At 43.9% G+C, this 14,398-nt stretch carries 13 protein-coding genes and 1 pseudogene; 4 read left to right on the top strand and 10 right to left on the bottom strand.

Translation table 11 applies throughout. The features are described from left to right. Nucleotides 1–297 precede the first annotated feature (297 nt). Nucleotides 298–2,355, bottom strand: coding sequence for a methyl-accepting chemotaxis protein (locus ACTWJ7_RS11095; protein WP_301878177.1), 2,058 nt, complete (start codon nt 2,353–2,355; stop codon nt 298–300). Nucleotides 2,356–2,733: 378 nt separating this feature from the next. Between ACTWJ7_RS11095 and ACTWJ7_RS11090 the strand changes: the two genes are divergently transcribed. Genes ACTWJ7_RS11090 through ACTWJ7_RS11080 form a run of 3 tightly spaced genes read left to right on the top strand, consistent with a single transcriptional unit; the run spans nt 2,734 to nt 4,718 of the window. Then, nucleotides 2,734–3,741, top strand: a complete 1,008-nt coding sequence (locus ACTWJ7_RS11090) for a hypothetical protein (RefSeq protein WP_443145430.1) — start codon at nt 2,734–2,736, stop codon at nt 3,739–3,741. A 21-nt stretch (nt 3,742–3,762) separates the two neighbouring features. Next, nucleotides 3,763–4,227 (top strand): hypothetical protein, encoded by a 465-nt coding sequence (locus tag ACTWJ7_RS11085; protein WP_443145429.1) that lies wholly within the window; start codon nt 3,763–3,765, stop codon nt 4,225–4,227. Continuing rightward, nucleotides 4,200–4,718, top strand: a complete 519-nt coding sequence (locus tag ACTWJ7_RS11080) for a phosphotransferase (protein WP_443145428.1) — start codon at nt 4,200–4,202, stop codon at nt 4,716–4,718. Before ACTWJ7_RS11085 ends, ACTWJ7_RS11080 begins: the two co-directional genes overlap by 28 nt. 178 nt (nt 4,719–4,896) lie before the next feature. Here ACTWJ7_RS11080 and ACTWJ7_RS11075 read toward each other — a convergent pair whose 3' ends face one another. The 6 genes and pseudogenes from ACTWJ7_RS11075 to ACTWJ7_RS11050 form a co-directional block, all read right to left on the bottom strand. Beyond that, nucleotides 4,897–5,775, bottom strand: a complete 879-nt coding sequence (locus ACTWJ7_RS11075) for an amidohydrolase family protein (protein WP_079350519.1) — start codon at nt 5,773–5,775, stop codon at nt 4,897–4,899. 89 nt (nt 5,776–5,864) lie between these two features. Next, a complete protein-coding gene (locus tag ACTWJ7_RS11070) occupies nt 5,865–7,589 on the bottom strand; it encodes a hypothetical protein (protein ID WP_443145427.1) in 1,725 nt (574 codons plus the stop codon). Then, nucleotides 7,580–8,926, bottom strand: coding sequence for a GNAT family N-acetyltransferase (locus ACTWJ7_RS11065; RefSeq protein WP_443145426.1), 1,347 nt, complete (start codon nt 8,924–8,926; stop codon nt 7,580–7,582). The genes ACTWJ7_RS11070 and ACTWJ7_RS11065 overlap by 10 nt, the downstream gene beginning before the upstream one ends. Nucleotides 8,927–9,336: 410 nt before the next feature. After that, a complete protein-coding gene (locus tag ACTWJ7_RS11060) occupies nt 9,337–9,654 on the bottom strand; it encodes an AbrB/MazE/SpoVT family DNA-binding domain-containing protein (protein ID WP_285078723.1) in 318 nt (105 codons plus the stop codon). Between the two features lie 21 nt (nt 9,655–9,675). Continuing rightward, a pseudogene (rarD, locus tag ACTWJ7_RS11055) lies at nt 9,676–10,553 on the bottom strand (EamA family transporter RarD). Nucleotides 10,554–10,658: 105 nt separating this feature from the next. Further along, a complete protein-coding gene (locus ACTWJ7_RS11050) occupies nt 10,659–11,102 on the bottom strand; it encodes a GNAT family N-acetyltransferase (protein ID WP_079350521.1) in 444 nt (147 codons plus the stop codon). 200 nt (nt 11,103–11,302) lie between these two features. Between ACTWJ7_RS11050 and ACTWJ7_RS11045 the strand changes: the two genes are divergently transcribed. Next, nucleotides 11,303–11,857 (top strand): stalk domain-containing protein, encoded by a 555-nt coding sequence (locus ACTWJ7_RS11045; protein WP_079350522.1) that lies wholly within the window; start codon nt 11,303–11,305, stop codon nt 11,855–11,857. A gap of 117 nt (nt 11,858–11,974) precedes the next feature. Here ACTWJ7_RS11045 and ACTWJ7_RS11040 read toward each other — a convergent pair whose 3' ends face one another. The 3 genes from ACTWJ7_RS11040 to ACTWJ7_RS11030 all read right to left on the bottom strand — a co-directional run bounded on the left by ACTWJ7_RS11040 (nt 11,975) and on the right by ACTWJ7_RS11030 (nt 13,832). Then, nucleotides 11,975–12,430: a DinB family protein gene (locus tag ACTWJ7_RS11040; RefSeq protein WP_079350523.1), complete on the bottom strand. Its 456-nt coding sequence runs from the start codon at nt 12,428–12,430 to the stop codon at nt 11,975–11,977. A gap of 41 nt (nt 12,431–12,471) precedes the next feature. Then, nucleotides 12,472–13,092: a hypothetical protein gene (locus ACTWJ7_RS11035; RefSeq protein ID WP_443145425.1), complete on the bottom strand. Its 621-nt coding sequence runs from the start codon at nt 13,090–13,092 to the stop codon at nt 12,472–12,474. Nucleotides 13,093–13,211: 119 nt separating this feature from the next. Then, nucleotides 13,212–13,832 carry a hypothetical protein gene (locus ACTWJ7_RS11030; protein WP_079350525.1) on the bottom strand — a complete coding sequence of 207 codons (621 nt, stop codon included), beginning with the start codon at nt 13,830–13,832 and terminating at the stop codon, nt 13,212–13,214. Nucleotides 13,833–14,398: the final 566 nt, after the last annotated feature.

The following is a 14,398-nucleotide window of genomic DNA, read 5'->3' as shown; positions in this document are numbered from 1 at the left end:
AAATTTACATTACTTTCCTATTCAAACGTAAATAAGACAGTAAATGTTTCGTTGTTAACCTCACTTTTTACATAAAGGATTTATCCAATGTCATCAGATCTTTTTTTATAAAAAACAAACCTCCTCGCCCTTAACTAAATAGGGCTTGGAGGTTCAGTTGTATGCTGGGGTATCGGATTAGTATTTATTACTTTCAAAGGAGGTTCTTAGTTCGAAATGAACCAAGAACGTTACAGTTTTAACACCCATGTGCTACATGCCCCATGTTTCTTGTTTCTTGTTTCTTGTTTCTTGTTTCTATTTTATTTTGAACCGGGATGATTCTTCGGCAAGTTGTTTGGTCAATCCATTAATGGTCTGCACCATATCTGCCAAATGCTCGGTCATGCCGGACTGTTCCTGCATTGTAGCCGACACTTCCTCTACAGATGCAGATACTTCTTCCCCTGATGCTGACAAATTCTGTGCTGCTCCAATAACGTCATCCTTATCACGTTCAATGGATTCAATCTCGGAAGCGATAGCCTGAACCTGATCCATCATGTCATTCATGTTTTGGGTGACAAAAGTAAAGGTCTCTTTGGTCTGGTTAACACTGCTCTTCTGCTGTTGTGTAATCGCCTCGATCGCTTGTACACTGCTATTGTTCTGATCAACATGTTCAATCGTTCTGCCTACAATTCGCTTGATGTCCTCGGACTGTGACGTTGTCTGTTCAGCAAGCTTGCGAATCTCGGAAGCAACCACAGCGAAACCACGCCCATGCTCCCCTGCTCTTGCAGCCTCAATGGAAGCATTCAGGGCAAGCAGCTTGGTCTGATTCGCAATCTCGGCGATGGTGCCTGTGATCTGATGAATGTCGGAAGAGCTCTCAGCGAGTTGTAGAGTAGTCTGCGAGATATTGCGAACTTCGCTCTCGTTCTGATCATTCACCGCGATAAGTGCATCAATAACGGCTTGATTATTTTTGAATGCTTCGGTAATTCCATCCGCCCTTTGCTTGACCGCCTGGGACATCTCGTTCACATTCTCAATCTTGTTGCCCACATTCATGAATTTATCCACAATGGCTTCCGTATCATTCGCCTGAGATTCCATCGCCCGTGATATTTCCATTGCGGTCGTCGTTGTATCCGCAATAGATGCCGACGTCTGCTGTGTGGACCTGTCCAGCTCGGTTGTACTTGCATTCAGAACACCGATAGAGTGGTTCATGCTGGAGATCAATTGTTTATTGTCTTCTGCCATTGTATTGAAACTCTCCACCAGTTGCTTGAATTCCCCGCTATATGTTCCCTCAGCTTGTACTGTGAGATCTCCGCTAGCAAGTTGTCTGAACAATACAGTCAGTTTCGAGATTGGTTTGGTGACAAGCAGCGAGATTAGTATGCCTGCAATGACAGATACCGCAATGGCACTAAACAATACAATATACATTTTATTGGCCATAGCAACCAAGGGTTTCCGTACATCACTTAACTTATCTTCAACAATAATTGTCCAGTCCGCTCTCGGGATTTTGGAATAGAATACAACTTTATCCTCCGTGCTAATTTCACCTTGTTGCAGCTCTCCATTTGAAGGCAGATCAACCAGTGATTGATATTCACCGGATTCCAGCTTCTGTCCCTCCGTCTTCTCATCTGCGGAATTAAACATCACGGTGCCTACACGATCCAGAATAATGACCTTACCTTCTTCATTAATTTTGATGTCCTGCAGCTGGTTCACAAAAAATGAGGTCGAGGCCGTAGATGCGAGCACGCCCTCCACTTCCTTGTTATCATTATAGATCGGCATGGCAGAGACGGTCCCCAGTGTCCCTAACGATTCAGAGATCACACCTTCGCTGATGAAGTTCTGCCCTTGCATGGCCTGTTGGAAATACGTACGGCTGGTGCGTTCCCCACCGAGTATTTCAGGATTGTTTGCTGCAACAACGGTACCTTTTCGGTCCAACAGAATAAGAACGCTGTTGCCCTTCATCCCTGCCAAGCTGTCTGCTAAAATTCCGTTGGCCTTATCCACCAGTTCACTATTTTCCGAGAAAAATGTTTCGTCACTCTGTCCTTCCGTATTTCGAATCTCCAGTAAATCCCGGAAAGTGCGATGCGCTGTAATCAGAAACGTCGATTGTTCTTCCAGCGTTAGTGAGGTAAGCAAACCTGCACCAATCCGGTCAGAAGTTGCTTTAATTTCATCCTTACTTTTGTCCAGCGTAATGATAGCCGCTACGCTGTAAGAGAGTATCGCTGTTACCACCAATACGATTGTTACCAGCAAACTGATCATCAGCGGTAATTTGACTCTGAACGACATGTTGATCATGCGTTCTCTCGCCTTCGCGATTAACAATAAATCCACCTTCCGTTTCTACGATGTTAGTGTCCAATTTTGTATGGGATAACTTTATATCGGTAGATCGTATCTAATCTTTCAGCAAGAAAAACGTTTGCAGAAAATATTTTTTTTAGAGAAGGCAACGAACATTCCTTATGGCCATTTATTCTTGATTTTTTCATTTAAATGGTCTTTTTCTCTTTATTTAAAGACTGATACTCCTACACGGTTAAAAAAAATATATTATAAAGAAGACGATTTTACGTCGCCTTATAGTATCTTCTCTGATGAAAAGGATGATGAGATCATGAAAAGCAAATTTTTCCGAGCAAAATTCATTTTAGTTATGATTGTTCTACTTCTTCTTGGGGATGTAGTTCAGGAAAAAATCAAGTGAAAGAAGTGAACCCACTTGAAATGACAACTATTGAGCCACAAGAATATATTTCGATTACGAACACGGAATATGTGAATGGAACGGATACCAGTGACGGCATGATCATGAATGTATACACCTATGACTTTCTTACTAAATCTATAACTAAAACGGCGGAACTACCTTATAACTCCCAATACCCCTTAACCGTAGCTTCTTTAGCCGATGAAACCATTTACTATTCAGGAAGTGGAGAAGGTAAGGGTGATGAGTTATTTTCTTATGATCTAAAGACAAAAACGACTCAGCAGATGAGCTCAGGCTTATTTGCAATCAATACGATTATTCCGAATACCGTTGACAATACATTGGTACTAGCTGCAGTAAAGAAGGGAGAACGCCCTGTCAAAGTCATGTTCTTTGATAAAGAAAGTCATGAAATAACTATATTAAATGACAATGACTCGGATACAACCACATGGGAAATTACATATAATCCGGAAACGAGCAAAACCTATGCCATTCAGTTCTCAGAAGATGAGCAATTTCATCAGATGGAAGAGTCTAATAAAAACCAAACGCCTATGGTTCCTCCAAAACATACCATCATCGAGATTGATGGAATTTCGAAACAGACACGTAAGGTTGTTGAACTGGACAAGGAACAAATTCTAACTCTATCCGCAAGGGGAGATCAGATTCTGATTGCCACGGCAAAACATATTAACAAATATCCAATTGAATACAGTATCGTTGATATTAAAACAGGACTACGAAAGAAGATTGACCTCCCGATTAAGGCTAGCGGTGGATTGTTCTTGTCTAAAGACGGACAAGGTTTCTATTTCCTAGGGGAAAATATTCAAGCAGATGCAGGTACAGATCAGAAACGAGGAATCTATTATTATGATATGAACACTCAAAAAATGGAAGCCATATTCCTTCAGAAAGATGGATTTATTAATAACTTTATGCTTCTGGCAGAGCCAGTCCTCAATGATAATATTAAAAATGCTACTAACTGACCGACAGAAAGGAGATAACAGATGAGTATGGAACCTATCACAGTACAACCATTAATAGAACAAACGATTAATAAGTATGTATTCTCGGATGCTCACATCCTAAGCATGGAAAGTAACTCTATTCAAGCAGGATTTCAGGCCGTAGAATTGCTTCGACATCATATTGAGCTCATAGTAAATGGAGTAAAAACGGACCTTTCTCTCGTTACGAAGAAGGCTACGTTCATTGAACGCTCCGCCTTGTCCAGATTATTTTCACAAGGGGCTAATGTGCCCTTTAGTCTATCAAATGAACCTCATACTGAAGATCGCAGCTTGATCTGCATTCAGGATGTGGACTACCAAACCGATTATAGCCATCTGGATATGGAACTGCTTCAGAATAAAGAATTACGAGCGCTGGCTTACATACATGGAACGAATATGGGGTCGAAAAAGAACTTCCCTGGATACCCACTGTGGATCGAAATCACATCATCGACATGATGGAAAAACGTTGGAGACCTTCGTGGAACACCGCTATAGAAAGTCCGGCATTCATTGAGGAATTTGGATTACCGATCATATCGAAAATTGAAGCTGTAGCCAGTAGCATCGTTGATGATCTTGAAGTTCTAATCAAAGATGAACATATGCATACGATGCTCCATAATGATCTGAATCCCGGAAACGTACTGGTACATAACAATGAGAATGTTTATTTTATCGATTGGGAGGAAGCAAGGTATGGCTCCCTGTTCTTCGATATTCCTTTACGCTGTAGCCACTTAAAACAAGTAGCGATATATCGGGAGGCTCTAAGTTCCCACGGATACGATATTCCACAAGAGCAATTCGAAAAATACTTCTCTCTGGCGTCCCGTTATCTTGGCATCCGTTATATGAGTTGGAGCCTTGGGGTATGGGAGCAACACTCACATGCAAAAGACGACTTAAAAAAATATATGAAGATGGTAACTCAACCTTTGTTCTCCTAATCCCTTACTCATTCCAAGTTAGCCGTAGGTAGAATTCACTGTTTTCCCGGATAAAAAAGGCTCCTGCCACCAGAAGTGTCAGGAGCTTAGCTTACATGATAGGAATCCAGCATCAACATCGTATGTCTTCCATGACATACATGGCATACATTCCCCTCAGATACTAATGATCTGGTGCCTAACCCAGATCTGCAATTCGCTGTTTAATACGCGGAAATAGTCCAAAAGCATTCTCGTAGAATACCTTCTCATGATGCTGCTCCGGCACAAGTCGGCGGACGAATTCGGCATACAGATCGATCGGCGCAAGCGGCCAGTCAGTTCCGAACAGCATTTTCTCGTAATGATCTGAATACACCAGCGCCCGGCGGAAATGATCCATGAACAAGGATTCGTTCATAAACCGTTCGAATTGGGGCCGATCACCGACCACAAGACCAGACAAATCTGCGTAAACGTTCGGGTTCTTCGCCACGACTTCAGCAGCATCCATCACCCAAGGATCTCCCAAATGACAGATCATAAAATTCACACCGCGCTGTTGAAAGGCTAATTCGTCTACGGTTAGCGGATGTGCATACTTGAGCAAACCATTCATGGAGTACGTATCCCCTGTATGAATAACCACCGGCACATTATACTTGGCTGCCAGTTCATAGACTGGAGTGTAAATCTTGTCATATACGTAGTGATGATAGTACCCCGCATATAGTTTGATTCCAGCTACCTCAGGCGCCTGCAATCGTGCTTCAATCCGATCCAGCTCGTCCTGAGCGTGTTCACCACCAAGCTGGTTTGGATTAATGCCGACGCATTCCATGAGGAATGACGGAACGGTTTCTTCCAAATCAAGTCCCATCGGGTTGGGAGAACTGGAATCCGGGAATGCTCCCTTCGACTGCTCCGTAACCCCCATGCCGATGCCAAGAATAACGTCGTTCTTATCAAACTCCGCCTTGAGGCCAGCGGCAGAATAATCCACTTTCGATAAATCGATCGCCGTTCGATGAAAGCTGTCGATGTCCGACAGATGAATATGAATATCAATAATCGGCATGTTAAGCCTCCTTTTCACCTTTTGAAGTTGCAAAGTTTAGCTGCAGAAGGCCACGTACATCCTCTGGATTCAGAGGAATTTGCCCAAGATCAGATAGGTCGGCTCTGTCCAGACCGTTTCCCGTTCAACAGTGGCAGATTGTGATACACATTGTGACCAAGCACCACATTGTTCACAAACCCCGCAGCATTCTGATTAGGGTAACGATTCACTGCATGGAGCATGTCTTTACGCGAAACTGCACCCATTCGCAAGAAACCCTTGGACTGAAGATATCCGTCTACCTTTCCGAGAGGGTACCGCCCTTGCTCGGGGTGTTCCAGCCAACCATCAGCAAAGACAGGCGAAGGTTTGAAGAAATGTTCCTCCGCTAGCGAGTAATCCAGCGCCAATCCACTTTCGTTCGTAACCGAATGCAACTCACAGAGAACAGGAACGCCCGGCAGCATGAGATAATGCTGCTGTACCGTGATTCCCCGATTCGCTTCATGCTTCTCGATGCGAGTCGTGATCTGAATTCCTTTCCAGACGTTACCGTAGTCATCCTTCCGCTCCGTCCAAGTTGCACTTCTTTGTTCCAACTGACGGCTGAAACCGTTCATACCAGGGATACCCACACCAAGTCCGCCATACCATGGATTCCACCATGAACGTGGAGCTGCTTCCGGATACGTACTGTCCAGCCATTCTTCACCCTGGTACTTCAAGGAATGCACGACACTTCCGAAGCCAGGGGCAGCTGCCAACGAAAGAACTCCGTTGATCACCGTGTACACAGGACCTGCTGGACCTTCTTCAATCACGCAATCAACGGCTGTTCCTGTCTGCGGATACCAAAGGGCGGTCCGTTCATGAATCCGATCCTCACCTCGATATATGGCCTGAACCTTCCAGCCAAGATCGTGTTCTTCGGTCGTACCCTTTTCCTTAGGGGAGAACTCCAATTTAGCAGAGCGCAGATCCTGCTCTCGATTTAATTCCATATCACCAGCTAAATGCTCCGTTGCGCCACCATTCTGCACGTACAGTTCCAGCTGTCCGGCGAGCGGAACCATTTTCCGTTCAATTAGTTCTGCTGTCAGCACATCCTGGGCGAACGGATTACCACCACCCAATTCCAGCTCAAGATGGTTGTCCAGCGTCGGTACAACCGTGATCGGCTGTTTACGAGCGAAAGCTCGGAAATCATGCCATTTGGCAAAGGTGTTCAGAGCAAATACGGTCGCCTTTGTTCGTACAACGGCTCCTGCTGGAATTCGGCCAAGCTCATGCTGCAACCCCAGTGTATGTTCCGGACGAAGCAGCTTCAGGGAAGGGTCCCAATAGATACCGCAAGCACCGTACTCTTCCTTACAGAACAGCCAGTTCTCTGTAATTTGGGAGCTGTCCCAATGGCTCGGATCGCCAGAGTACGCATCACCCATATCCACATAACGGCCTTGGTACGGGAGAATAAGCCGATTGCCGAAGAAACCGAAGTTCGTCATCAAGAACATATCTTCTTCCAGCTCTGCGCTGCGAGTATTCCCAATCTCGTGGTGAAATTCAGCGATTCCATTAGCAGACAGCTTGGCAACGGACTTGATCTCCAAACCAGGAAAGTCTTCCGATTCATACAGTGCTTCGAGAACCTGGTTTTCTCCCTCCGGATAGATGTTCACTTCCTTGGCTTGTTTCTTAGAAAACTCTTCTGCAAATGGCTTACCCAGCTTTGGATAGGTCCACCAGAACGTGTGAACCGAGCCAGGGTATTCAATCCACATGTTGTTCTCTTGCTTACTCATATGGAGGGAGAATGCACCGTTCACGGCCACCCACTGATCTCCGTTTTCCCGCCATAACGTCCTTGTGTACCTTTCATCAGAACAGACAGCTTGGTTGTGAAAGAGACCGCCTGTCTATCCGTCGGAACAGCCGTTACCTCTACTTCTCTCGAATAGAGACCATACGAACGCAAGGTGAAGGTTACCGGTACAGAGGCTTTGCCTTTTGAAGGGACCGTGAAGCGCACCGAAGGTTCTGTCCACTCTAGAAATGCATCCTCCGGCAGGTCAAAAGTGAATTCCGCTTCGGAATCAAAATTATTCTCTACGTTCAGGTACAGCTCGGCCGGGATGCCTGTATAGAGCTCTTTTACGGGCAACGCTGTGTTGATCTTGGCCGGGAATTTCGGGGCAACGCCCGTACGAAACTCGGCCTTTCTGCCACCGATCAGCCATGTACTCGTGACGACGGGATGAGTCTTATTCTGGCTTTGCTCCTCTTGAACCGGATCAAGGTGGAACTCACCCTCCACAATTACCGTTTCTCCCGAAGCAACCGTTCTTGCAACGTCCAACGCAAAACGAATATTTTTGTTGTCCTGGCCCTTGATCTCGAATTTCAACTCGGAAGTTGAGCGGTTCGCGATCCGATAGCGAACCTTGTATGCGGAACCAAATACGAGATCATGATCATCGATCTCTGTTGAGATTTCGTAATCTGGTGTTTCGAGAGCCGTCAGCCCGCGACCAGACTTCTCGAATTCGGCTCGCAAGGAGATATCTCCCTTTTTCCAGGAATAATCAAAGAAATCGAAACCACGCACCCGTCGGCCATCCGGCTCAATGACGAGTTCACGCGTGCTGTCTGCGTACCAATCCAGCTCCTCAAAATAAGGAGCAAGTGCTTCCGTCTGCAAGATGGTCGGGATAAAGTTCATGAGATGCACGTTATCATCTTTTTTCTCCCAAAAGAATCCGCATTTCTTGTACATCGGTACAGCCTTGGTGTTGCCTGCCCATGTGAACAGATCCAGGCGAGGCCATCCCGCTTCCACGGTCTTGCGAACGGCGTTCAGGATCAGATTACGTCCGACCTTGTAGCCGTGATAATCGGGGCGCACATTCAATAGCGGTACATACAGGGCATTCTCGTCATAACGGTAGTGGGCAAAACTGCAGAAGCCAACAACCTCTGTCTCATGAACGGCAAGAAATACATGAAGATTGGACGAAGTCTCCATCTCCCGGCGAACAGTATCTTCCGTTCTCTGGTTGGTGCCACCTCCCCAACTTTCGTTACTGCGGTTCCACATATCAGCAACTGCGGCAGCATAGGAGGGATCGTATTCAATAATTCGGATTTGTTCCATGATCGAAGTTACTGTCATATTTGGATCTCCTTATCTTTATCTATAGGATGGTCTTCGTGGTCATTCGATATGGCCTTTGCCCGTTAGCCGCAGAGATAAATCAGGCCATGTTTGAAGAAGCTAGCGATAGTATTATCATACTATAATTGGAAAGAATTTCAGAGGATTAAAAATCTTTCTTTCCAACTTATAAGTGCCTTTCGGCTCTTGTTCGAAGCGTCAAGGATGGACGAATCTATTTAGGTATGTAAAAAAATCCACGTCTCTGAGTTAGACGTGAATTTTGGTAAACGAACAGCTAATAATCTTAAATTATGCCAAAATAGAACGGACATTGCGTAGAACTGATTTCATAGGGATTGGCTCATTAAGCCACATACAACAGCAAGACCCGTTACTTCATCGGTCGGTCGCCTCGCTGGGAATGATTAAAGTAGCTCGTTCCCTTCCGTGCCAAAGTCTATTACTTTATGTCTTGTATCCTGTTTCACTTTAGAGAGCAAATTCTTTAGATGGTTACGTAGTTCCTCATTGGACTCTTCAGGCTTGGTTTTTGGACGTAACAACAATTCATTATCTGCTGTCACCAAAATTTCAATTTCCGAGCCTTCTTCCAGATTAAGATGCTTAAGTAATTGGTTAGGAATGCGAATTGCACTGCTATTTCCCCATTTGCTAAGTGTGGCTGTAATCATGGTAATCCCACACCTTTCATTTGATTGATGCTCCAGGGCTTTCCACTTCATCCCTACTAAGGTCCTTTATCATCAGCTCGCCTTCGCGAGTTTCGTGCCGCGAATCGATGCTGTAGCGTATACGACAAGCGCCGTCCAGATGAGCGCAAAGCCAACGAGCAGAACCGGCGAGACCGATTCCTTGAATACAAATATGCTCAGTAACAGCATGATCGTCGGCCCGATGTACTGAACGAAGCCGAGGGTTGACAGCGACATCCGGGCGGCTGCACGCGCAAAAAAGAGCAGCGGCAGCGCCGTGACTACGCCGGAAAGAAGCAATTCGATGAACGTCGGTGCAGGCAGCGTCCATGCCGTCGTTTTCCCCACGACGGCCAAATAGATCCAGTAGCCGAGCGCGACAGGCAGGACTACAGCCGTCTCCGAAAATAAGCCTATAGAAGCGTCCTGCTTGATCTTCTTCTTCGCCAGGCCATACAAACCAAATGACGCAGCCAGCGAGATCGCGACCCACGGAAAACGCCCATAGTCAATCGCGATGATGAGTACCGCGACGCCAGCAATGGCAATCGCAAGCCATTGTCCGCGGTTTGGTTTCTCACGAAGGAAGGCGACCGCTAACAACACGTTCAGCAATGGATTCAAATAATAGCCAAGGCTTGTCTCTACGACATGGCCGTTGTTGACTGCCCAGATGAAGATGAGCCAATTGGCAGCAATCAGCAGTCCGCTCGCGGCGAGCGACAGCAGGAGCGAGCGATTAGTCGCAACTCGCTTTATATCACCCCAGCGGCGCTGGGCGGCGACCAGAATACCCATGAAAACGAATGACCAGACAACCCGATGTGATAGAATCTCGCCTGCCGGCACTTCGCTAAACAACTTCCAATAAAGCGGGAGAACCCCCACATAATATACGCGATAATAGCGTTGATCAACCCGTTATTCATAATCATTTTTCCCCTCTTCTTGCTCTGATGTCTGAACGGATTATACGTCTCAATCCCCTCTCAAGTAAAGGAAATAATTGATTAATTTGATTTAATTATTACTTACTAGTCCAGGTTAACAGCCTTATCAAAGCAGTATGAATCTTTGTCATAGCCATTATGCTCATAGAACGCATGGGCGTCAGTTCGCTTGAATCCGCTGCATAAAATAATACTAGATATTCCGAGTTCTTTAGCATAATTTTCAGTGTGTCTTAATAGTTTTGTACCTACCCCACGATGCTGAAATTCCTTTTTTACGGCCAGAGCTTGTATATGTAAATAACCAATCGAAACCCCTATAGCTAATGCCTGAACTACAGTTAGAAAACCAACCACATCATTTTCAAATAATGCAACAAATGTTTTGTAATTCCCCTCCTCATTCATTTTTTCTGTAATAACTCGAAAGTTTTCATCATTAACATTGCAAATTCCAAGCACATCGTTCCATAAAAAAACAACTTCATTATAATCATTCGCTACAATTTCTCGTATCTTAATTTCCATGCCTAAGCTCCCTTAAATAGAAATGTTCGTTAAAGCATTCGATAATTGATGAAGCAATCCTGCCCGTTAGATTAATGGATAATTTTCGTTTTGGAAAAAAAAGATATATCACCGTTCATACAAATGGATTTTAAAGGAAACCTTTTCTCGGCTTGTAGCGTTTATGTTACGTGAATAACAATACTTAAGGAGGAATCAAGATGAAGCGAATAATTTCTCTATTGTTGATGTCATCTTTAGTTGTGGGTGTAGTGTCGGTTGCATCTGCTAAGGACCAACCTTTAAAAGATCTACCTTTTAAGGAACGTGCCGCGTATACATATAATCCTTCATTAAAAAAGATAGAACTAAATATCACAAAGAACCACAAGTTGACTACAACGACGTATAACTCCATTTATGTTCCAGTGAAGGATGTCTTTAAAGCATCCGGAGCAACAATTAAATGGGATGGAAAGAACAAACTGACTACGATTAAAAATCAAGAACAGGAATTGATTCTTAATTTCTCTGGTAAGAGCATCGCAGTGGGTAAGAACCAAGTAGCTCTTCCCCAAGATTGGGTACAATTGATAAACGGAGTCTCGAGTATCGATGCCTTTGTTCTAGCATATATTTTTGAAGTAGCTGCTGATGAGTCCGACCAAGAAAGAGTGGACTGGGAAGAAAAACTTAAATTTTTGGATATCAAAGAAACGACCGGTCTTCCAGGATTAGATAAGTATATGCATGTGTTTGTTGAGTTTAATGATTGATTGAAATCTATATTCGCTAATCCTCTTTCGGTTATCCTCGGGATAGGTTTCTTTTCCTCTTATTAAGAAACCTATCTATGAATATCCAGTCCTCTATAGGCCACACTATCCTGCCCGTTAGAGCCTCGCGAACGTGATGTAATCCACTTGGACAGGTTCTGCCGATTCGATCCGAATTGCCCGGTTGATCTGTCCCCGGTGATATTGCCCATGTAAGAGGACCTGCAACAGGATGTCCCGGACGGATGTTCGGAATGGAACCCCGCTCTGATTCGCATAGTCGATCATTTCGTCCAACTCAGATTCCTCAAGCCCTTCGATATAGACGCGATATTGCTCAGCGTTTTCTTCGAACATCGTCCGGATCGCCGTCAGGTCTTCCGATTCCTCCCACAACGAATATTGCGTACTTCCCTTGCCCTGCAATCGAGACAGCCAGACTCGTTCCGCGACCGCAACGTGCCGAACGAGTTTCAGAAGGTCCTTGTTCTGCGTCCCACTCTCCTCGAGCGCGTCCAAGATACGTCCGTCTGCCCAGTACAGGTGGTCCATCATGCACTTGATTGTCTTCATTTCGATTTCCCCCTCTTCGTCTCATCGTTGAACACCACCTTTTAACGTAAATCCGTAAGGACTTGTTTCGCATAAGCATCCCAATCCGCTTCATCTGTGTTAATCTCTAAAGTTGGAATAAACGATTGTTTCGTAGCCATTCGAAGGTTTTCTTGATTATCTAAAAACGTTTCACATACTTGGGTAGTAGTAGACTTTCCCATCACATATGACTTCCACGCTTCACCGCGACTTTCAATAAACCTAGGCTCAACTGCATCCGGGGGCAAGGTTAAGAGTACACAATGTGCATTCATGCTGGATAGACGTTTCTCAAGCAACTCGATCTCAGGAGAGGCTTTAAATTCGGCTCTATGATTTATATGAAACCTCTCTAAAAGAAAGAATATACCTTTTGATGGTTTTGAATGACCAAGAGAGTTAATCCAATCGTATTGTTGTTCAAGATAATCAACATGTCGACTTAGAAGTGAAATATGTTCTTCCTTATCCATGGATCTTAAAACACCTTGGTATGAATGCAATACTTGTGAATAGTGTTCACTTACTGCAACTATAGTTTTTTCACTATTCGGTGTTTGACTATGTAATCTCTTTATAGCAGAAAATAATGATGTTTTTCCTACAGTAGACATCCCTTCAATAATTACACCCCAAATCATCTTCCTACTCCTCCTAAGCTTCGTGGTATTCTGTCCGTTAGTTGAACAAAAAGCAGCCAATCACGTTGGTCAGCTGCTTTCTTGGTTTTATTAAAGCTATCTACCCGTTAGCTTATGGATTACAATGAGTCTTGCCCATATTCGTTCCAATATTGTTTTAAATGCTTTTGTAGTGCAAAATCAAGATCAACATTATCATATTTCACTTCAACTTCGGCAGACATAATTGCCGTTCCCAAAGGTCCGCTGAGTCCTCTTGAACCTCCACTCATGCCAAGCTCAGGTAGCAATTCAGCTTGGGAGTACCAGCGTTCTGCGTAATCCTTGGTACCGCCTGCATTTCTAACGATATATAGTCGATGCAGAATGTTAACATCATCCCGATAGCTATAGTAAAAATAGCCTTTTTCCTTAAGAGCATCCGTAATATTGATTTCTTCGCTGTTGACACTTACAATAAGCTGTTCCGAGGACTCTTTGACTACCCAATCGCCATCGTTTTCGCTACCCATGGAGTCTGTATGGTTTTCTGCAATTTCATAGTGCAGGGAGGTTCCATTAGCAAAGACAACAGTCTGTCCTCTACCTTTGAAAAACCTCGCATAATCAGTAGCGGTTGCATTTTCATATGCTTGACCTTGTTCGCTTGATAATTGTTCACCATCTTTTGTAACAGAACAAGCAACAAGGGTTAACACTAAAGTTGATAGTATAGTTATTTGTAACACTTTTTTCATCATGACTCGGTCCTCTATCTCTCTTTTTCTTCTGATTGCTTAAATTACAATCTAGCATTAAACATCGGTAATGTATATCCTATAACTAACCTAACCTGCCTAATAACTTAACAAAACAGCCGTTCACAATGATCGACTATAAAGGTATTAATCAAACCGTGACGAATAAGATTAGGTTAATAATTCATTACGGATTTTCAGGAGGAGCACATGCTTAAAAAATATTTATCGAAGTATCCTCTATAGTTTACAGTTATATGGTGTTTGACTGCCTTAACTGTACTTTTAAATTTGCTGTTTTGGAGTAACGTTTTAATCATTCTCTTTTCAGTGATTGTTTTATATGTGGCTAACGGATTTCGAGCGTGGAATAGTGATCGAAAGTTATCTCTTGTATCGTTTGTATTGACATTCGTTTTCTCTTATATCTTTTATCGATTTTTGACTTTGTAGACGCTGCGGAAAAGCAATATGGATTCCCCAAAAAATTGCCGAAAATTTTGATTTTCGGTACAAAGGATTCTTTTTCTGGATATTTGACTATCCTGCCTATTATTTGAACAAAAGCA

The organism is Paenibacillus sp. 1A_MP2, assembly GCF_052244825.1.
Classification (GTDB): Bacteria; Bacillota; Bacilli; order Paenibacillales; family Paenibacillaceae; genus Paenibacillus; species Paenibacillus vandeheii.
The sequence above is the reverse complement of the archived record's forward strand: the minus strand, read 5'-3'. Positions and strand labels throughout refer to the sequence as shown.

Bases quoted from the DNA above. Each gene is read 5' to 3' on its own strand.
- ACTWJ7_RS11085 (WP_443145429.1), top strand. From the start codon at position 3,763: ATGAGTATGGAACCTATCACAGTACAACCATTAATAGAACAAACGATT.
- ACTWJ7_RS11075 (WP_079350519.1), bottom strand. From the start codon at position 5,775: ATGCCGATTATTGATATTCATATTCATCTGTCGGACATCGACAGCTTT.
- ACTWJ7_RS11065 (WP_443145426.1), bottom strand. From the start codon at position 8,926: ATGACAGTAACTTCGATCATGGAACAAATCCGAATTATTGAATACGAT.
- ACTWJ7_RS11060 (WP_285078723.1), bottom strand. From the start codon at position 9,654: ATGAAGTGGAAAGCCCTGGAGCATCAATCAAATGAAAGGTGTGGGATT.
- ACTWJ7_RS11050 (WP_079350521.1), bottom strand. From the start codon at position 11,102: ATGGAAATTAAGATACGAGAAATTGTAGCGAATGATTATAATGAAGTT.
- ACTWJ7_RS11045 (WP_079350522.1), top strand. From the start codon at position 11,303: ATGAAGCGAATAATTTCTCTATTGTTGATGTCATCTTTAGTTGTGGGT.
- ACTWJ7_RS11040 (WP_079350523.1), bottom strand. From the start codon at position 12,430: ATGAAGACAATCAAGTGCATGATGGACCACCTGTACTGGGCAGACGGA.
- ACTWJ7_RS11035 (WP_443145425.1), bottom strand. From the start codon at position 13,092: ATGATTTGGGGTGTAATTATTGAAGGGATGTCTACTGTAGGAAAAACA.
- ACTWJ7_RS11030 (WP_079350525.1), bottom strand. From the start codon at position 13,832: ATGATGAAAAAAGTGTTACAAATAACTATACTATCAACTTTAGTGTTA.